Source organism: Bradyrhizobium acaciae (assembly GCF_020889785.1).
GTDB classification, from domain to species: Bacteria; Pseudomonadota; Alphaproteobacteria; order Rhizobiales; family Xanthobacteraceae; genus Bradyrhizobium; species Bradyrhizobium acaciae.
Genome location: NZ_JACMYK010000004.1, coordinates 1 through 18728, shown reverse-complemented (window position 1 = coordinate 18728; position 18728 = coordinate 1). Strand labels below are relative to the sequence as shown.

General features: G+C 58.5%; 14 protein-coding genes and 1 pseudogene. 11 read left to right on the top strand and 4 right to left on the bottom strand.

Features of this window, described 5'->3' with window-relative positions:
• Positions 1-583: 583 nt before the first annotated feature.
• On the bottom strand, positions 584-832 hold the full coding sequence (locus H8A92_RS03255) for a hypothetical protein (protein WP_229194420.1): 249 nt from the start codon (positions 830-832) through the stop codon (positions 584-586).
• Between the two features lie 103 nt (positions 833-935).
• Here H8A92_RS03255 and H8A92_RS03250 point away from each other — a divergent pair, with 103 nt between their 5' ends.
• The 3 genes from H8A92_RS03250 to H8A92_RS03240 all read left to right on the top strand — a co-directional run bounded on the left by H8A92_RS03250 (position 936) and on the right by H8A92_RS03240 (position 3853).
• Positions 936-1892 (top strand): isocitrate lyase/phosphoenolpyruvate mutase family protein, encoded by a 957-nt coding sequence (locus H8A92_RS03250; protein ID WP_229194419.1) that lies wholly within the window; start codon positions 936-938, stop codon positions 1890-1892.
• A 366-nt stretch (positions 1893-2258) separates the two neighbouring features.
• Entirely contained in the window at positions 2259-3170 is a 912-nt protein-coding gene (locus H8A92_RS03245; RefSeq protein ID WP_229194418.1) for a LysR family transcriptional regulator, read from the top strand.
• A gap of 401 nt (positions 3171-3571) precedes the next feature.
• Positions 3572-3853, top strand: a complete 282-nt coding sequence (locus tag H8A92_RS03240) for a helix-turn-helix domain-containing protein (protein ID WP_229194417.1) — start codon at positions 3572-3574, stop codon at positions 3851-3853.
• 408 nt (positions 3854-4261) lie between these two features.
• On the opposite strand, the gene H8A92_RS03235 is transcribed toward H8A92_RS03240, so the two are convergent.
• Complete coding sequence (locus tag H8A92_RS03235) at positions 4262-4513, bottom strand: DNA -binding domain-containing protein (protein ID WP_229194416.1); 252 nt, start codon at positions 4511-4513, stop codon at positions 4262-4264.
• A gap of 574 nt (positions 4514-5087) precedes the next feature.
• On the opposite strand from H8A92_RS03235, the gene H8A92_RS03230 reads away from it, so the two are divergent.
• The 5 genes from H8A92_RS03230 (at position 5088) to H8A92_RS03210 (ending at position 12084) form a co-directional block, all read left to right on the top strand.
• Entirely contained in the window at positions 5088-5369 is a 282-nt protein-coding gene (locus tag H8A92_RS03230; protein WP_229194523.1) for a helix-turn-helix domain-containing protein, read from the top strand.
• Positions 5370-5833: 464 nt separating this feature from the next.
• On the top strand, positions 5834-6637 hold the full coding sequence (locus H8A92_RS03225; protein ID WP_229194415.1) for an amidohydrolase family protein: 804 nt from the start codon (positions 5834-5836) through the stop codon (positions 6635-6637).
• A gap of 527 nt (positions 6638-7164) precedes the next feature.
• Positions 7165-7923 (top strand): hypothetical protein, encoded by a 759-nt coding sequence (locus H8A92_RS03220; protein ID WP_229194414.1) that lies wholly within the window; start codon positions 7165-7167, stop codon positions 7921-7923.
• 188 nt (positions 7924-8111) lie between these two features.
• The gene (locus tag H8A92_RS03215; RefSeq protein WP_229194413.1) at positions 8112-8732 is read left to right on the top strand and encodes a hypothetical protein; all 621 of its coding nucleotides are present in this window, start codon (positions 8112-8114) and stop codon (positions 8730-8732) included.
• A gap of 1912 nt (positions 8733-10644) precedes the next feature.
• Positions 10645-12084, top strand: coding sequence for an MmgE/PrpD family protein (locus tag H8A92_RS03210; RefSeq protein WP_229194412.1), 1440 nt, complete (start codon positions 10645-10647; stop codon positions 12082-12084).
• Between the two features lie 91 nt (positions 12085-12175).
• On the opposite strand, the gene H8A92_RS03205 is transcribed toward H8A92_RS03210, so the two are convergent.
• The gene (locus H8A92_RS03205) at positions 12176-12649 is read right to left on the bottom strand and encodes a response regulator (protein ID WP_229194411.1); all 474 of its coding nucleotides are present in this window, start codon (positions 12647-12649) and stop codon (positions 12176-12178) included.
• 614 nt (positions 12650-13263) lie between these two features.
• On the opposite strand from H8A92_RS03205, the pseudogene H8A92_RS03200 reads away from it, so the two are divergent.
• Positions 13264-14389: pseudogene (locus tag H8A92_RS03200) on the top strand (IS3 family transposase).
• A 96-nt stretch (positions 14390-14485) separates the two neighbouring features.
• On the opposite strand, the gene proB reads toward H8A92_RS03200, so the two are convergent.
• Entirely contained in the window at positions 14486-15664 is a 1179-nt protein-coding gene (gene proB / locus H8A92_RS03195; RefSeq protein WP_338026494.1) for a glutamate 5-kinase, read from the bottom strand.
• A 570-nt stretch (positions 15665-16234) separates the two neighbouring features.
• On the opposite strand from proB, the gene ccrA reads away from it, so the two are divergent.
• Together ccrA and H8A92_RS03185 are read left to right on the top strand one after the other, a co-directional pair.
• Complete coding sequence (gene ccrA / locus H8A92_RS03190) at positions 16235-17491, top strand: crotonyl-CoA carboxylase/reductase (protein WP_229194410.1); 1257 nt, start codon at positions 16235-16237, stop codon at positions 17489-17491.
• 318 nt (positions 17492-17809) lie between these two features.
• A complete protein-coding gene (locus tag H8A92_RS03185) occupies positions 17810-18559 on the top strand; it encodes an enoyl-CoA hydratase/isomerase family protein (RefSeq protein ID WP_229194409.1) in 750 nt (249 codons plus the stop codon).
• Positions 18560-18728: the final 169 nt, after the last annotated feature.

The following is an 18728-nucleotide window of genomic DNA, read 5'->3' as shown; positions in this document are numbered from 1 at the left end:
CGATTGAGCTCGCACGATCAGAAGCGGATTTTTGCGCGCGTTGGAGCGAATGACCCCGCGCTGGACGAACGGTAGGACATCCGAAGTCACGGTCATCGACAAGAATCCGTAACGGGAACGCGCAGGACGGATGGGATGGTCACACCCGAGCATGATCGGTCGGATGTGCGTAGAATCCCGTAGCGTGTACCCCGACAACCTTCATGCTATCGGTCACCAGCGAAACACGCCGACAAGTTTGGCCAAACCGGAGCCTTGAGCGCATCCAGACGGACGGACCTCCATCGCATAGGCGAGCTCGCCGGCGAACGGTGACGGCCGTCTGTGGCACCAGCGGCGGGACAGCGGGGCGCAGACGCCGGAGCTGGAGGCAGGCCGCGCGACTTGCGATCGATAGATCAAAAAATCCGATTGCATGGTTGGTTGACCGATTCAAGAGCGGCTAGAAATCACCGAACGTTCGCTTTCACGTCTGGACCCTCTTTTGTCTTTCGTCTCAACATCGCTCGATCCCCTCCGCGCCTCAAAAACCATGCAAATCGGAGCTGTTCCGTCAACAGGACACGGCGCCGACTGCACATGGTCAGCGCGCCGTCGCTTTCGAACAGCGACCCGCATCCTGGAAGCGGAAACCTGGACCATTCGCCATCGGTTCATCAAGGCCCGGGGCCGCTGTGACGACAATCACCTCGCCGCGCAGAGTAATCCAGGAGACAGTGGCGGCATCGCGCAGCCGAGATCGTGCCGCGCAGCTCGTCAATGCATAGCCGCGACGAGGCGGTTTCGCCGCCTGCGTGTCGAGCACAGCGAAGCGGCTATCGTCCAGCGTCATTGCTTCTTATTGAAATTCGTTCCGTCCGCCCGCGCGTTAGCCGAACGCCGCGGCCTCGCTAACAGCTATCCACGCCGGCGAATCGGCGCCATGGACGAGCTTCATGGCCGCCCTGTACCGCGTCGCGACGGCGTGCTCGTCGCGATCGCGGCACCGCTCGCATGCGCACTCTCCTGAAGGATTCATCATGCCACCAGCCAAAAGCCTTCGTGTTCGCATGGCCGAGAACGGACTTCTCCAGATCATGGCTGCCCACAGCCCGCTCTCGGCGATCCTCGCTGAAGAGGCGGGCTTCGACGGTCTATGGGCCTCCGGGTTCGAGCTGGCGGCACTTTACGGGCTCGCGGACATGAGTCTGCTCTCGATGACGCAACATCTCGACATGCTGCGGGCGATCGCCGGACGCACGAGGCTGCCGATCGTCGCCGACATCGATACCGGATATGGCAACGCGATCAACGTGATCCACGCCATCGGCGAATACGAGCGGGCCGGCGCGAGCGCGGTCGTCATCGAGGACAAGACCTTTCCCAAGGTGACGAGCCTTGTTGCCGGTGGTCGTCAGGAACTGCTGCGCGTCGAGGAATTCCAAGGCAAGATCGAGGCCGCCATTGCGACAAGAGCGACGCCCGATTTTCTCGTCATTGCCCGCACCGAAGCCTTGATCGCAGGTCGCGGCGAACAGGAAGCTCTCGATCGAGCGCGAGCCTATGTCGAAGCGGGCGCAGACATGATTCTGGTCCATTCGAAGAAGAACGATCCTTCCGAGATCGAAAGCTTTTCGCGCGCTTGGACCGGATCGGCGCCGCTGGTCATCGTGCCGAATGCCTATCCCGACCTTGACGCCAGTCGAGCCAAGGCGCTGGGCAACGTCCGGATGATGATTTACGGCAACTGCGGGATCCGCGCCGCGGCAATCGGCATGCAGGAGGCCTTCCGCCGGGTGATGGCCGACGGCGGCGCCCAAAACGTCCATAAGGACATTTTACCGGTTGAGGAGATTTTCAGATTACAGCGCATGGAAGAGATCAAGGCGGCCGAAACACGCTTCCTTCGGTGAACATCGGATTGATCCACGCGGCAACTGCAAGCATCTTGAAATAATTGCCGACAGCGCGCGGGCTTCGTTCGGGCTGCATGTCGCAATGTCTGGCGAGCAGCTTGGGCGCTCTGAACGAGTTGCGTGCTCGAAGGCGAACAGCGTCATGGCGGAAGCGCTCCTTGGGAACGCTCGAGAGATGCCGTCCGCTGAGGCACGTCCGCGATCGTACGAGCGAGACGAACCGCACGAATCGTACGAAGAAGCCGCTTTTGTGCGCGGAATGGCGTTGATAAGCAGAACTTCGGCCGCACTCATCGAATAATGTGATGGGGTCTTGTAAATGGCCATCCGTGGCAATCTTACATTCAGCTATCGGAGCAGAAGGTGGCCATCGATCAGGATGAAGTACCCCTGAACGCGATTCGAGTGTTCGTGACCATCGCGAGAGAAGGAAGCGTAACGCGCGCGGCCAGCGCGTTGGGAACGACGCAGAGTTCCGTCAGCCGCTATCTGGCCGTGTTACAGGATTATCTTGGTACGGATCTCGTGGAACGACGAGGTCGAGGCAGCAAGCTGACGGAGTTCGGACGACTTTTCGTGAACACCGTGGCCGAGCCGCTTGATACGGTCTGTTTCACCACGAAGAGAATGCGGCGCCGAACTCGATCGGAGGCGAACCGGATCGTGGTCCGCACGTCGCTTTCGACTTTCGCGTACTCTTTTCTGATTCCGAACCTGCAGGCGTTTTCCGCCGAGATGGATGGCGTCATCGTGGACGTGGTCAGTTCGCTGTCGCTGCCGACGTCGTCGGACAATTTCGATATTCTGATCACGCGCGATCTATCGGTGATCGAGCCCGCCGACGATTGGGAGATCTACAACGAGACGCTCGTGTGCGTCGGCTCGCCGCACCACGTCGCGGAAAAAACCCTCTCGATCGTTCGTTCGCTGCCGATTCTAAACATTACTTCCCGGCCCGACATACTGCCGACATGGCTTCGAGCGATGAACCTGACCGCGAACGACGTGAAATCGGGAGCGCGGTACGACCATAACTACCTTGCTCTGCCTGCCGTCATGACGGGAAAATGCCTTCTGGTCGTACCTGAAATCATCGTCAGCGATCTCGTGCGCGGGGGCGCGTTGCACGTGATCCCGGGATCGCGCACCCCAAGCGGCATGCAATACCGCGCCTACGCGGTCGACCGCAGCGACAATCCCGAAATCGCTCGGGCGTTTTGCCGATGGGTCGCCCGGCTCTGCAAAAAGGCCGCGATCGCAGATGCCAGCTCATGATGCCGTTTGGAGGACGCTCCGTCGTTCTGGCGCTGTCCGTCAAGGCACCACCATTATTCGGACTGCGGCAGAAGCGAACGTTGGGCCGGCAGTCGGCTCATTTCACGCCCGCCTATCGGCTGTCGAATGCGCCGCGTGCAAGACCTCGAGATCGGTCGGTAACACGGTACGATCCGAGAAGCGGTTGTCAAATCGGTCGCCGTGGACCCGCGCGTCGAGAAGCCGCCACGACATGGCCCGCCGCTGCTCGCAGATCGCCAACGGGCGGGCTTGGCCCGATCTCTCAGATGGGTCCGAACCGTGACGGTTCGTCACGCAACTCCGTCGTCGATCGCATTCCGCACCCAATAGTTCGGTCATAGCCCGTGGTTTGATGGGCGTCCGAATGGCTGCTTTGGCGCATGAAAGCTCGTGCGCTCGTGGCCTGGAATGTCCGCCGGATCCGCGTCGATCGTGGTATTCCGCAAGAGCAATTGGCTTACGACGCGGGGATCGACCGCTCCTACATGAGCGGTCTCGAGCGACAATCGGCGAACCCGACGATCGACCTCCTCGACCGTCTCGCCGAAACATTGGATGTTCATTTGTCCGAATTTTTCGTTCAGCCCGCCAGAGGCGCCACAGCGCCGAGGACCTTGCGCAAGGGTCGAAAGCCGGCCCGCCCTGCCCGCAGGAGGAAGTAGCAAGCCTAGCAACGGCGGATTCTTCGCCAACTTCGGCCTTGGGCGTCAAGCCGGCACGGTAGCGACAGTCTCGGAAGTTTCGGCTCGTGCCCGAGCACGGGCCGATCCTGCCGCGACCTGACGCATTCTCCTGCGCTAACGCTCGCGAGTTGCGCGGTGTCGCGGGAGCGGCAGCCCCGGCTCGGGTGCGCTGTTCGGGCGCCGACCCGATCGATGCTGGCTTGGCTGGCTCCAAATCGCGTTCGAGCAAGCTGGCCGACGTCCCGATGGCCGATCGACGAAATAGCATCTTGCCCCCCCGATTAGTCCGATGGTCCATCCAGGGCTGGCGTATCTCGGCGATACGCCGACTGACCATGGAACGCCCTGGCCTGCCTTTGCCCGAGAGGCCCGCCCATTACCATGCGATCATTGTTCGCTCTTCGGCGCACCGCGACGCAGAAGATGACGGTAACCGTGGCGTGTCAGCCATTTGGCGCGAGCCAGATGGCTGTCGAAAGCTCGGCGCGCGCGATCGTGCTCCAAGGCTGGATCGATAGAAAGCACGATGCGCGCGACTTCGCGCCAATCGGCATTGTCGGCCTCGGCGTCGAGAAGACGTATATAGGTGACGGCGTGTTGCTCGTCATAATGAGTGAGTTCGGGCGCGCTGGGCGCCAAATCTGCGATCTTTGGTTCGGACGACACTGGTTATGAAATCCTACGAAATGCGAAAGCCTTCATCCACGCGATCATAGCTTTCCTCATGGCCAGTTCGCAGGGAACCGATTGTCGCGTCTACAAGAATATTCGCGATAGCCTGCAGCCGGAAACCCGGACACGCGCCGCCTCATCCGCCTCTTTCGCCCGGTCCGACGTGGTTCGGGCCCATATGGCACCTCCCACATGCCGGTTGCCGTCCATCGTTGGTCCGTCGCTACTTGCTCGCGGACGTCGCGTGCGAATACCTGCCTCCTTGCCCTCGACGGCCGCTCCACCCAGGTGGCAAGAGCGTCGGTTCCGTGCGCGAACTTCAGCGATCGCCAAGTGCGCTCGCCAACGCTTCGCGAGCGCCCCCTGACCGCTGACCTGCGCCGAGGTGCAAGATGAGGCGAGGACTTTGTTTGACCATCGCCGGCAGCTTTCACGTCAAGACGTCGCACGCAGCGACAACTTATCCGCATTGCGCGAACTTACTGTAATACGTGGTTTATAGCCAGTGTTTTGATACGCCGTGAAATGGCTGCTTGAGCGCATGAAAGCTCGTGCGCTTGTGGCCTGGAACGTGCTCCGGATCCGCGGAGAGCGCGGTATTCCGCAAGAGCAATTGGCCTACGACGCCGGCATCGATCGTTCTTATATGAACGGTATCGAGAACCAAAAGAAGAACCCGACAATCGACCTTCTTGAACGAATTGCCCTGACGCTCGGAGTCCACGTGTCCGAGTTGCTGGCGGAGCCTTCCGAAGGCGCACCGCCTCCCAAGCGCTTGCCTAAAGGTCGGAGACCGACCCGATCAAGTCGCGGGAAAAGTTAGCGCATTCGCGTGGAAGACGCTTTCGTGACGGGCGAAGGTGGCGGCGCGAAATCGCCTCAATCAGCTCGAACCGTGGCTTGCCAAGCGTGTCGCTCCAACGTCGGTCGGTCGGACTTTCGCCAACCGGGCAAGAATCCGGGCGGCGTCGCGCTTCTCGAATCCCTCCGAAAATGCGCGGCTGGCATAAGACTCGCGCGCCATATTCGTCCGAAACGGACAAAGAATTTCGCTTCGCTTTCTCCGCGGCATTGTCGCTGTTTCTGGTTCGCGCTAACAAGCGCGGGGTAGAGATCATCGGCGCCTAGCCACGGCGTGTCGGCGAAGTGCCATGGGCTCGACGTGCGGCTTAGCCCGCGGGCTCCTGAAGAGGGCGCTCGTTCGTGGTGGGCGGTGACCTGCGTTATAATTTCGAACGACCGACCGGCGGACATTCTGTCGGTCGCGATTTGCAGCGAGAGCTCGCCATGAGGATCGATTGCGAAGTCCACGCCTTCCGCCAGCAAGCGCGGCAGGCGGCGCCGTCGATCGACGGCTCCTTGGAGCGGCTGGAAAGCTCCGCGCGCGAGTGCGCGATCACCGGCTTGGTCCTGTGCCAAGCCGCCCTACTCCACGTCGACCCGGCAGAGCTCTTCGCAGAGGCAAGTCAGGCTCGAATGCCTGTGCGGCTCATTCCATCTCTCCTGCAACCATTGGCCAGTGAGGTGCTGGAGGAGTGGGGCCGGTCAGGCGCCGCCGGTTTGGCGTTGACCCTCGACTGTCCCGATCCGCTGACCGAAACGCTCGAAGCCGCTCTTCAACTGGGCTTTCACCTGGAAGTGTCCCGCGGAGTGGAAGGACGGGAGAAGCTGGTCGAACGCCTATTGGCCGATGGCCATCGAGTGGTATTCCGGGATTTTGGGCTCGCGGACAGCGACCGCGATCCCATCTGGGACCCGCGCATGGATCGGCTTCTGACACTCGCCGACGGCGCCGATGTATGGGTGAAGCTTTCGGGAGTCGGACGCGTCCCGGATGCTTGGGCAATGACCGCGGCGCGACGGCTAATTGATGGGCTTGGACCTAAACAGCTGCTTTGGGGGTCGGAATGGCCACACGTGACAGCTGCGCATGCCTATGCGCCATCCTACGCGCAGACCTTGGAGTGGCTCGAGGAGCTCATCCCGGACGTGGACGCGAGGCGACGGATCCTTTGCGAGACCCCTGCCGCCCTTTACGGTTTCCGTGACCAACACTTGGACAGAGACGCATCGTCGGATGCTACGGACTGACGCGCTCCGGAGCATTCCACATGATATGCGCGCGAAGCGCGACGCCTCCCCCGCGATGTTCGTCTCGGACCGTGCGGCCGGTTTTCCGCCGGGGCTTATGCGCGTATGAGCTGACCACAAAAAGCTAAAAAGCGGTCCACAGAAACGGCTCGGTCCTGCAGGACCTTCGAGCGCGCGATCGACAAGTTCACAGGCGGTAGCGAGGTAAGATGTCTCGCAATAGCGATCCGAACGCCCGGCGTCGGAAGAGGCAACGCGCGTCAAGGCTCCCGCCCTGGACGCAGCAGCACGCTCGAGCAAGCCGACGCGCGGCAGCACTGCCGGCTCGCTTTGGCCCGTCACCTTCCCTCCGCTGCTCGCCAGCCTGACGGCCATGGTGGAGCGGGGACTTCGTCCGCCACGTACCGAATCGGCGAACGTTTTTGCCTTCGCCGTCCAAAAGGTGATCAACTCCGGGTAGATTCAGCCATTGGTGTTGATTATGCGGATCAGTGTGCCATGTTCCGCGGATTTATGTTGGGGGCACGATGTTACGCGGTAATCAGCGATTTATCCTGTTTTTCGATCTTGCGATGGCACCTCATCCGTCCGATGCGCCGTCACTACCTTTGGCTGAGTTCATTCCGTACCTGAAGAAGAGGCAGGCCAACGATCTTTGCTTTCAGGTGATCGACAACGAGCGACGCGTCATCAGACTTTCCGCACTGAGGGAGATCAAGCTCACGAATGGCTCGCCGGCCATCGCGCTGTTGTTTTGCCTGGGCGATCGGGACAAGGCCGATCCAGGCTTCACGAATTTCAGGACGGGAAAGGTCAGGATCCCGAAGCGCGCCGACGATGAGGCCGGCGGCCTTTCGGTTCATGCCGTGATCTCGTTGAAGCCCACACAAAAGGGCGGGCATTTGTATCGTATGGTTTACGAGGACGTCTCCGGGTTCGGACGTTCCTTAATTCAAGGATTTTTGCGAGCGGAGTTCAAGATCATCTCCGACGATCAAGGGATCACCTTCAACCGCGAAGGCTCCAAAGAACCCTTGAAGACGCGCCCCATGGTGGAGCTGAGCGGACACGCCTCCGACCGCTTGAAGGACTCGATCAAAACAAGGCCGCCTGCTGCACGTCGAGCTGATCAATTACCAGGAAAAGAACCTGGGATTCGACGAATCCAAATTCATCAGGTCCGTGCGGCGCGACCTCAGCCTATCGATCGGAAAGGGGCTGCCACAAGGAGAAGCACTGAAGTTCGTGGAGAAAGCGAAGGAGTACGCGCGCAAGAACGACTATGAAGCGATGCGCGTTCGATGGAAGGAGCCACAAGCTAGCCCATACGGCCAGATACCGCCAGGGCGGACGCCGGAGAGGCTCTGTTCGTTAAGTCCGCCGAGGTAACATTGCGCCAGGCTTTGCCGGACATCTCCGACACCATGAGCGACTAGCTCATCTTGAAGATCAAAGACTTCGTTGGATAGAAATCATGTGGCGGATCTTGGTCCCATTGCAGTATCTGAGGATAGCTCACCCCGAGAAATGGAAGTTCGACTTCGGCTTGCCGATTGTTCTGGCGACGATCTTCGCGCTGCCTGTCATCTCGTCCGAATTCGTGAAGGACGCTCTGGGCACGCTCGACATCATCGGCAAGCTGAGCAACTTCTTGGGGGTCCTGACGGGCTTTTTCATCGCAGCGCTCGCCGCGGTGGCTACCTTCGGCAAGCAGGAGATGGACGATCCCATGCCTGGCGAACCGCCCGTTCGACTCGAGCACACCGTCAACACGGAAACCTACTTCGAGAACCTCAGTCGTCGCCGCTTTCTGTCGTTCTTGTTCGGCTACATGGCGTTCCTGACGCTGGTGCTCTACGTGGCCGGCTACATCTATCTCGTCACCGACAAATATTGGCTGTCCGAAGTCGCTCCGAAGGGCCGGCCGACCATCTTCCGGATTTTCTGGTGCGTGTACGTGTTCGCCCTGGCGAACCTGCTGTCGAACACGCTCCTTGGCCTGTTCTATCTGACGGACCGCATCCATCGGCCGAACCGGGTCGCTCGATGGAGCGGGACCGATAATCACGGTAGTCCTCCCGAAGCCGGATCTTGACAGGATCGCGCTGGCGGAAGCTGAATCCCCGAGACTCTTCGCAGGTCGCGTGGCAGATCCGATAGGTCACGCGGCCGAACGCTTGAATGGCAAGCGAAGGCAGTTTCCCCCAACGGTTCTTCGACCGACGGGCGCGGAACGTGTAGACTAAAAGGTCGAATTTCTGTTCAAAATAATCACTTCGCCAGTCGTCATCCTTACAATAGACTATCTTCGTCTTGTCCGGATGAAGGTCCAGTCCGCATTCGGCAAAGCGCTTCGCAAGCGCCTCCTTCAGTTCTTGTGCCTGCCGCTCACTGTCGCAAAGGCAGAGAATATCATCGGCATAACGCTCGAACGGAATGATCGGATGATTTCTTCACTTCCACATGTCGAACGCATTGTGGAGAAAGAGATTCGCCATCAGCGGCGACACCACCGAGCCTGCGGCGTGGCCTTCTCTTGGGGTTCAGGGTGCCGTGTTCCAGTTGAACGGGAGCTTTAAGCCAACGTTCAATGTACTACAACACCCAAGCGCAGTCCGTATGTTTCCGAAAAATGCTCACGCGATATCGAGTCAAAGACTACTCGACAGACTACCCACCACCGCGCTCATCATCTCGACGACTATCCCGATCGGGTAACCATTGGTCGGTCGCGCCATCCCTTTGAAGGGTCTGCGCTTAATGTGCTTGGCTGGTGTCATCGACGCGGCGAACTTCATCTGACGCTTGTACTGCCCGATGGTAACCGTGCCCTTGTACCGACCGCGTGGAACAGATCTGCCTATCGCACAACGTTTACCACGTGCAAGCCCGCAATGCGCTCGAGCGGCATTCCTGGCTTCCCATGCCGCGCTGCTTCACGCCCGGACGATCGTCGACGCTTTGCTGCGTCAATTGGATGCCGCGCATACTGTCCTGCCACCGGAATCGGAGAACAGCCATACAGCAGCTAAGCTTTCTCGACCCATCACCTCGGCACGGTGCCGTACCCGTATGGGAGGCCCTCGATAACCAGCAGCGCGCACATCTCGTGCTGCGACTCGCCCGACTAATCGCCCGCAATCGCCACCACAGGAGATCACAACGATGAACGAACTGAGCAAGGTCACCGCTGAGCACCTACGCCGATGCGCAATCATCTACGTGCGACAGTCCAGTACGACGCAGGTCGAGCATAATCGCGAGTCGCGGTCGCGCTTTGTGGAGAGCGCACCCAAAGGTTACGCGAAGATGTTCAAGGCCATGAATCCTACTCGGCGTCTCGCGGCAAACCATCTTGCAACGTGCAAAGCGCGGCGAGCTTAAGGCTGCTGTTCACGTCTATCGCGGACGGGCAAGAGGCATACGAATTCAAGTACCTGAAGTTGCTCCGGACCTCTTCGCCCCTCTCAAAAACACTGAAGGTGCGGTACGCAACATCCAAGAACTTCTCCGGGTCGATACCCACCACAAAGCTTCGGCTTTCCTGCACATAGGTTTGTGCACGACAGACCAGATCATGCGCATTCCGTCGGGGCCGGAAGCCGCAGCTCGCATCAGAGAGATCGGTCGAATAGCGGTTGCAGGACTTGCAAACGGGGCCTACTGGATGAACCGATCGAGCACCGTCTGTATGCGAAGTCCACGCTCGCGCCGCCGGGCTTCGGAATTGCCGCCCGTCTTCCCGGCTGCGTGTGGTAATGCGTGGGGGCCGATTCGCTTAAGCGAGGACTACAAGTTTATAGAGTTCCAGGCTACCCGAGACATGAGATACAGTTGCACGACGTGGCCAAACGGCTCAGCAACCGCAAGCCTCTCAGAACTGGTAGCAGCTGATAGTGGACAAACGGAGCAACACCACTCTAGATGCGAGCTGGCGAACTTACGAGCTCAACAACTATCGCGGTTCGGCTGAAAGCCACGTGTTTAGTTTCAATCGAGATCCTCCGATGACGAACAGCTTTACCGACGTGACGGGTACCCTCGCTCGATTTGCCTCAACTCTCGACCTACGAAATGTGCCCGCCGCTATAAAAGCCGAGGCGCGTCGACTTCTGCTCGACTCGATCGGTTGCATGACCGCAGCAACCCGCACGCGCATGGCGCCCATCGCTCATCGCTTGGCTGACTTTATGGGCGTCGGCAACGTTGCCTCAGTGGTCGGTCGTAAACAGCATGCGAGCCTCGCGGGCGCGTTGTATGCCAACGCTCGCCTCGGGAATTGCATGGACCTCGACGAGACCTTCCCGGTCGGCCATCACTTCGGCATGGCGGCTGTCGTCACCGCTCTCGCACTAGCAGAGGAGCGCAACGCCAACGGTTCGCAGTTCCTGCAGGCTGTGATTACGGGATACGAACTGGGCGGCCGCGTGGCAAGTGCACTAGGGTTACCCATGCTCTTCACAGAGGGACAACTATCCGGCTTTCCAGATGTTTACAGTTGCTCAGCTTCAGTCGTATTCGCAGCTACAGGCGCGGCGATCCAATTGGAGGCGCAGGACGAGGCGTTGGCCCGGCAGAGCCTTGGCATAGCTGGATCGAATACTCCACTACCAACGACAGGTATGTGGGCATCCTCAACAATCGACTTGCCAGACTGCAAATACGCGGACGCCGGTTGGGCGACACTTGCCGGCGTGTTCGCAGCACGGTCAGCCGGATTTGGTGCAACCGGCTTTTCTGCGATTTTTGATGGAGATCGCGGCCTGATCAAAATGTCCGGTACGGATCGTTTCGATCCGGATAACCTCATTGGCGGCCTTGGCTCGCGCTGGATGCTCGCAGATATTACCTACAAGCCGTGGCCGACGTGCCGCTGGACGCACCACCCACTCACCGCACTCCTCAAGGCGCTCGACAATAGGAACCTCAGCACAGATGAAATTAAAGAGGTGGTGATCGGGGCGAATGTGTTCCTGTGTACCCCGCGATTTCGCAATCCCTCACCGCGCACATTCTGTTCACGGCAATGGAGCATCCCGCACGCTGTAGCAATGATTCTGCTTGGAATTCCTGTTGGCCCCGCTTGGTTAGACCCGGCGCAGGATGACGATAAGAACGTCAGAACGTTGAGAGAAAAAGTTAGGATTGAGCACTGGTATCGCGCGAACCTTATCCAAACGAACACCATTCGCGAACAGTGGCGCAATATGCCTGCGCACGTGACGATCGTCTTGCGCGATGGCACGCGCTTAGAGGCCCAAACAGAGTACGCGTTGGGCGATCCGTGGACGAGTGACACAGCGTATGGAGATCAACAGGTAATTGAAAAGTTTCGCTCCGTAAGCGGCCTGTCAGAGGTCCGCGCGAATGACGTAATCGAAGCCGTATCGGATATCGAAACGCAGCGGGATGTTAAAGCGATCGCCTCAGCGCTACGTGGTGAATGAGACGCACACGAGAGAGCCGTCTTATATACTAGTGTTGGACGACGTGTATGCACGCGGTGTCAAAAATCAATTTGGAAACTTGCACGTAAATTCAGCCGTCAAACTGGCTTGGCTCAGGGCTCCGCATTCTCTGAGCGACATCAGCGATCGCGGCTTCCAAAAGCGCTACCGATGTTTCGATGCCCATCTCCGCTATCTCCGCTTCGGCGTAGTGAAGTAGGTCCAGAATGCTCAACAGCTGCTGTTGCCGTCGCGTCCGAAGCCGATCTTGCCCCTCATCTTGCCCCATCGTTGCTCCGCGACCCCGAGGCCGTAGCGCCTCGGGGTACTCACCGCCCCCAACTTGAGAGCCTGGTGCCCGAAAAAGTGAAGGACGGCCTTCGATTGTATCAAAGTCCACGGATACCAGGAAGATCGGGATGTCCTTCGTCGAGCTATTCTCAAGAAGGCGTTTACAAACATTCAATACCTGTGGAATCGGCGGCGGTGCAATAAGGATAAGATCTGGCTGACGTCTGGCGGCCGCCGAGACAGCAGACTCGAATTCGGCCGTGATCACCTGCATCTTTGGCTGATCGACAGCGTCCCGCAACGCATTTAGATGAGGTCCGGAGGCTATTACTAACGAGGTGGGCATGCGAGGATCCGGTGATAAATATGAGGTTGCTGGAACCGCGGACTGCATTGCGGTACTCTTAGTTGTGCGAATGTTTATCGGTCGCTGCATCGGCCTAGGTTTCGGAGTGTAAGAATTGTTCTAACGCACGCCCTCCCCCGAGAGCCGTACTGTATCTCGAATTATCCAGTGGGACGGCGGCCTCGCAGGTCCCGCGGGCTTGGCCGCGCGACCCCGTCGACGCAGATCAGCAATACTTGAAAATGCGCCGCCAGCCGCCTACCAATTCTGGAGGTACTCGCAGGATGACGCTGTCTTTGTTTGCGCAGGTTCATCTAAAGCGATCTAGTCAAGGGGCGGTGACGGCGTTTCCTGCACCCAACGATTTTATCTTCGTCAGCTTTTCTGCGATCCTGTCCAAAGTGATCTGCCGCAGTCATAGCGGGCCACCAATCCCGCTCGCCTGTGGCAGTGAGATGCTCGTCATCACGGCGGATGCTGACCTCGCCCCACGGGCTTAATCCAGTTTGAAGTTCGTTCTGGCCCCCAACAAGGACCAGAGCATAAAGCACAGTCGCTTTGCGGAAGAGCAGATCATCGGGATTTTGAAGGAGCATGAAGCCGGCGTGTCGGTTGCCGATCTGTGCCGCAAGCATGGCGTCAGTGACGCCAGTATCTACAAATGGAAAGCGAAGTTCGGTGGAACGGAAGTGTCGGAGGCCACGCGGTTGAAGACCCTGGAGGACGAGAACACCCGGCTGAGGCGACTTTTAGCCGACGCCATGCTGGACAACGCGGCCTTGAAGGACCTCGTGGGAAAGAAATGGTGACGCCCGCGACAAAGCGGAAAGCTGTCACCCATCTCCGAGGCGCCTTCGGGATGAGCGAATGGCGGACGTGTGAAGCCATCGGCTGCTGCCGCATGACCATGAGACATCAAAGAACTCGGGCGGACGAAGCCGGCCTTCGCCAGCACATGCGGGCAATCGCCCAGGAGCGCCGTCGCTTCGGCTATCGGCGCTTGCATGTGCTCCTCAAGCAGGAGGGCTATCTGGTCAATCACAAGAAGCTGTTCCGGCTCTACCGGAAAGAGGCTGGCGGTGCGGCGCCGTGGCCGCCGCAAGCCGGCGATCGAGACCCGGGCGCCAATGACGGTGCCGATGCTGCCGAGCGACCGCTGGTCGCTAGACTTCGTGTCGGATCAGTTCACCGACGGCCGCCGCTTCCGTATCCTCACCGTCGTGGATGATTGCACCCGCGAGTGCCTGGCGCTGGTGGCCGATACCTCGCTCTCCGGCACCCGCGTGGCGCGGGCGCTGGACCGGCTAGTGATCGAGCGCGGCAAGCCCAAGACGGTGGTCAGCGATAACGGCACCGAACTGACCAGCAACGCCATCCTGACCTGGACCGATCAGAGCCGCATCGCATGGCACTACGTCGCGCAGGCAAGCCCATGCAGAATGCCTTTATCGAGAGCAACGGCCGGCTGCGGGATGAATTGTTGAACGAGGCGCTGTTTACCTCGCTGGCTGCCCGGTCGCACTCGGATGCTGGCGCGCCGATTACAACGATGTCCGCCCACCCTCGCGGCTCGGAGGGGAGACGCCATCCGACGGAGCGAACTCAGGATTGGATAAAACCTGGGAGCAAGGTCCAGCGCCTCTTCTGGGAGACGAAACTGCGGACTAATCGCGGCTGAGCTCGGCATACGGTTTTACGCACAGACATGCACGGTCCCGTTGCAAGTGATATTGCCGATCGAAATTTAGCTTACAGCTCGGCCACTCACCAATCTGCGAGCATGAGATCATCCCTGTGAACGATTGGCCTGAGCTCACGGCCGAGTCCAGAACGCACCGAAATAGACTCGGGCTGCCGTTTGACGCATCGAAGCTCAGCACTTGAACAGATTGACGCACCGCGAGCAACTTCGTTGCCGTCAAGATCTCGTATGACAACGGCATCACCGCGGGAAAACTCGCCGTCGAACGATGTGACCTGCGCGGCCCAGAGATTTTCGCCCAATCGCAACCGCGTCACTGTACAACTCCCAACAATAAGGGCCCCGGTCGGCCGTAATGCACGCGCAATCCACCTCTTTCGCGCGTCGTGTGCTTCGGCGGAGGGATAAAACCAGGTGCATGGCTTACCCGCATCAATAGCTGAAAGGGGATAAGCACCGCGACCGTCGGCAATGATCATCTTGCATCCAGAGGCAAGTACCATTCGGGCGGCGACGAGCTTGCTTTTCATTCCGCCGCAGCTGTAACCAGGTTGGGCTCCCCCAGCCATGAGTTCGATTTCCGGGGTCACCTCATAGACCTCTCTGATCAAAGCGGCGTTTGCCGTTTCATGGGGATCTGCAGAGTAAAGGCCCGCCACATTGGACAGAAGTACCATCGTGTCGCCTCCAACTAGCTGTGCCGTGCGGGCAGCCAGCCGATCGTTGTCACCGAATCTTGACGTACTTGCCGCAATGGCGTCGTTCTCGTTTATCACAGGAATCGTTTTTAAGTTCAGTAGCTTAACCAATGTCGACCGAAGGTTGACCAGGCGGCGCCTCAACGTCGTATCATCCGGAGTGAGTAGAATCTGAGCTACCGTCAGCCCATGTCGCGCAAATCTTTCCCTGTAAGCTTTAGCAAGTTCAGCTTGGCCGACTGCAGCGGCAGCACGCTTATCTGCCGCTGAAAGGACCTTCTCATGCATATTTAGGACATATCGGCCAATCGCGACAGCGCCAGACGAAACCATAGCCACATCCTGACCGCGTCGACGGATTCGCGCGATATCGTCGGCCAATGTATCAAGCCAGACCTCTCTAACTTTACCGCTGCCTTGCTCCACAATGAGAGCCGTTCCGATCTTCAGAATGATGCGTCGGGCCGACGCAAGCGTCTGACGCGAACGCGCTGGACGCGAAGCTATCTTACAATCGTCTTGCGGTGCCCCGAATTCTGTCACGAAGAACCTCGCCTAAGCTCCGTGCCGCCCATAGAACGCACGTCACGGCCAATCACCAGAAATTACCCGCCCATGAATTCTCGCGGAGTTCGTCGCCAGACCTCTTACCCGGGAACGGGGCTTTGATAGACGCTTTCATCCGCGAGTGAGAGTTTCGTTTAGGCGTGCAGCGAACGCGGGTTTGCCGCGCTGTGACATCCTCAGCATCCATCCGGCATTTGGTTCTTGTTTCCTTCAAGGCCTGTGCCACATTCCGCCCTGCGCAGAAGACGTAGTGCCTACGCCGAATCCATCCCGCATCACAACTGTCGAGGACGGCTCGTTTCTTTGCTTGATTGCGCCGGCCTGCGGCGGCTCACAAGGACCCGATCGCAAAGCCCGAGCCTCTTCAGCGTGCTATGCTTATCTCCCGCGCCCTGAGCGACTCGCGATTTGTCCGCAGGAAACGGCTGGAGCATCGATGAACTAAGAAGATCGCTCCTACTAGCTACCAGATCTCGCTCTTACATCAGATGTCTCTATTTGTAATATCCTTGTATCTTTCTTTCAAATTGTACTTGTGAGGCGCACATGAGCGGATCGGATCAGCACCTTCAGTGCGATCAATCTTCAGCGACGAACGACCTGTACGCGATTGGCGAAATTCCGCCGCTGGGTCACGTACCGAAGCAGATGCACGCCTGGGTGATACGTCGGGAGCGGCACGGCACTCCAGAAAACGCAATGAAGCTGGAGGTGGTTGATACGCCCGCAATTGGTCCAGAGGACGCTCTGGTAATGGTCATGGCGGCTGGAGTGAACTACAATGGGGTTTGGGCAGCTCTCGGACAACCGGTGTCGCCCTTCGACATACACCGGCACTCTCATCACATCGCGGGATCAGATGGCGCGGGGATTGTCTGGGCTGTCGGACATCGTGTCAGAGGCTGGAAAGTCGGTGATGAGGTCGTTCTTCATTGCCATCAGGATGACGGCGATGATGTTGAGTGCAATGGCGGCGACCCGATGTTGTCGCCGTCTCATAGAATATGGGGTTATGAAACTCCTGACGGCTCCTTTGCGCAGTTCGCACGCGTACAGTCCCGCCAGCTACTGCCCCGACCCAGGCATTTAAACTGGGAGGAGAGCGCCTGCTACATGCTTACGCTGGCTACGACATATAGGATGTTGTTTGGTCATCGCCCGCACGTCGTCAGACCAGGCCAAAACGTTCTGGTCTGGGGTGCGGCTGGCGGTCTTGGATCGATGGCAGTCCAACTCGTGACTGTCGCCGGCGCCAACGCGATTGGTGTCGTGTCCGATGAGACGAAGCGCGAGTATGTGATGTCCCTGGGCGCTAAGGGAGTCATAAACCGCACGGACTTCAACTGCTGGGGTCAACTTCCCGACATCGATGAAACCGCTACATACAACGATTACTTGAAGGAGGTACGCTGCTTCGGGAAAGCTATTTGGGATATTACAGGAAAGGGAAACGACGTCGATATCGTCTTTGAGCACCCCGGCGAGATGACATTTCCCGCGAGTTGTTTTGTCGTGAAACGAGGCGGGATGGTAGTCTTCTGCGCTGGAACCTCAGGCTATAACCTTACCATGGATGCCCGCTTTATCTGGATGAGGCAGAAGAGAATCCAGGGAAGCCACTTCGCAAATCCTTACCAAGTCTGGGAGGCAAACCGGCTTGTTATGGAAGAGAGAATAGATCCGTGCCTCTCCGAGGTTTTCACCTGGCCCGAGATTGCCCGCGCGCACGGGAGAATGTTGAAGAATCAGCATCAGCCCGGAAATATGGCAGTCCTCATCCAAGGGAGTCCGGCCAGCCATTGAGTTTGCATACCTAAGAAGCATCGGCTAGGCATGAGGTCCAGAGAAGTCTTCGTTTGATGCCGCGTCTCGGCAGATAGCTTTCGTCGGACTCCAGCTCAAGGGGCGCTTCTGTTCGAACTGGTTAGCGAGCTAGCTGGATGCGCTTCGGCTGAGTTTCAAGTTGAGGCATGTACTGCGGCGCGCACTTGGCGCATCTACGCGTCTTGGCGCATCGTCTCACTATAGATGTTCATAGGTGAGTATTTCTCCCTTTAGATGTACTGTTTCTATCCCAGCCGGTGACGCAATCCGGCTGATCGGACAAATGGGAACGGTATCGTGATTCTGAAGACTGAAGTGCTGGGCGCGGTTTTGATTGCGCAATTCAACCATGCGAATGCCAAAAATCCAATGAGCCTCGAGCTCGAAAACGCCATCCGCGCGGTTTGCAACGAGACGGAGCACAACCCTGCGATAAAGGCCTTGGTGTTGACAGGCGGAAATGATCGTTCCTTTTGTGCCGGGGGCGACTTCAATGAGGTAGCGCAACTTTCCGAGCGCGTCGCAGTGGAGGCTTTTATCGACAGACTAATTGACTTCTATTGTACGATACTAAACGTCACCAAGCCAATTGTTGCCGCCATAGGAGGACACACGGTTGGTATAGGTTTTCAGGTCGCGTTGTGCTGCGATTGGCGCATCGGGTCACCGGAAACCAAACTGCTCATGTGGGAATTAAAACATGGACTCGCTTGCACACTCGGCGGCCATATGCTCGAGAGGATCGTAGGCCGAGCCGCAATGTCTGACATCATCTATGGCTGCGAGGCTATTCCAGTCTCATGGGCGACCGACCACAAGTTGCTCCACGAAGTGTTTGATTCCCGGATTCTTGTTAAGCGAGCTATGACGCGAGCGCAGATGCTGGGCGAATTTCCGGAGATCACATTTCGACGAACGAAGGAGTCGCTAAATCGAAGCTTGGTCGCCGGTTTACGCGAAATCGCGATCGAGGCGAAGGAAGCACATGTTGCTGGATTTGAAAGCAGGGCTGCCGAAAAGCACTTTAAGAACGTGCTGGGCGATTAGGTTGAGGCGGTCATGCGCGGTAACCTTGTTCGCACCAGCCCAGCGTTCCCAGCTGCTCGGGGCCCTATCGCCTCGATTTCGAAGCCGAGACTCTAACGACCAAGGAAACAATGTCTGACCTTGCCCCGCGGGCTTAATCCGGTTTGAAGTTCGTTCTGGCCCACGACAA

What these genes read in the sequence shown, in the direction of transcription:
- H8A92_RS03210 (WP_229194412.1), top strand. Translation starts at nt 10,645, where the DNA reads ATGACGAACAGCTTTACCGACGTGACGGGTACCCTCGCTCGATTTGCC.
- H8A92_RS03225 (WP_229194415.1), top strand. Translation starts at nt 5,834, where the DNA reads ATGAGGATCGATTGCGAAGTCCACGCCTTCCGCCAGCAAGCGCGGCAG.
- ccrA (WP_229194410.1), top strand. Translation starts at nt 16,235, where the DNA reads ATGAGCGGATCGGATCAGCACCTTCAGTGCGATCAATCTTCAGCGACG.
- H8A92_RS03220 (WP_229194414.1), top strand. Translation starts at nt 7,165, where the DNA reads ATGTTACGCGGTAATCAGCGATTTATCCTGTTTTTCGATCTTGCGATG.
- H8A92_RS03255 (WP_229194420.1), bottom strand. Translation starts at nt 832, where the DNA reads ATGACGCTGGACGATAGCCGCTTCGCTGTGCTCGACACGCAGGCGGCG.
- H8A92_RS03250 (WP_229194419.1), top strand. Translation starts at nt 936, where the DNA reads ATGGCCGCCCTGTACCGCGTCGCGACGGCGTGCTCGTCGCGATCGCGG.
- H8A92_RS03230 (WP_229194523.1), top strand. Translation starts at nt 5,088, where the DNA reads ATGAAAGCTCGTGCGCTTGTGGCCTGGAACGTGCTCCGGATCCGCGGA.
- H8A92_RS03240 (WP_229194417.1), top strand. Translation starts at nt 3,572, where the DNA reads ATGAAAGCTCGTGCGCTCGTGGCCTGGAATGTCCGCCGGATCCGCGTC.
- H8A92_RS03205 (WP_229194411.1), bottom strand. Translation starts at nt 12,649, where the DNA reads ATGCAGGTGATCACGGCCGAATTCGAGTCTGCTGTCTCGGCGGCCGCC.
- H8A92_RS03215 (WP_229194413.1), top strand. Translation starts at nt 8,112, where the DNA reads ATGTGGCGGATCTTGGTCCCATTGCAGTATCTGAGGATAGCTCACCCC.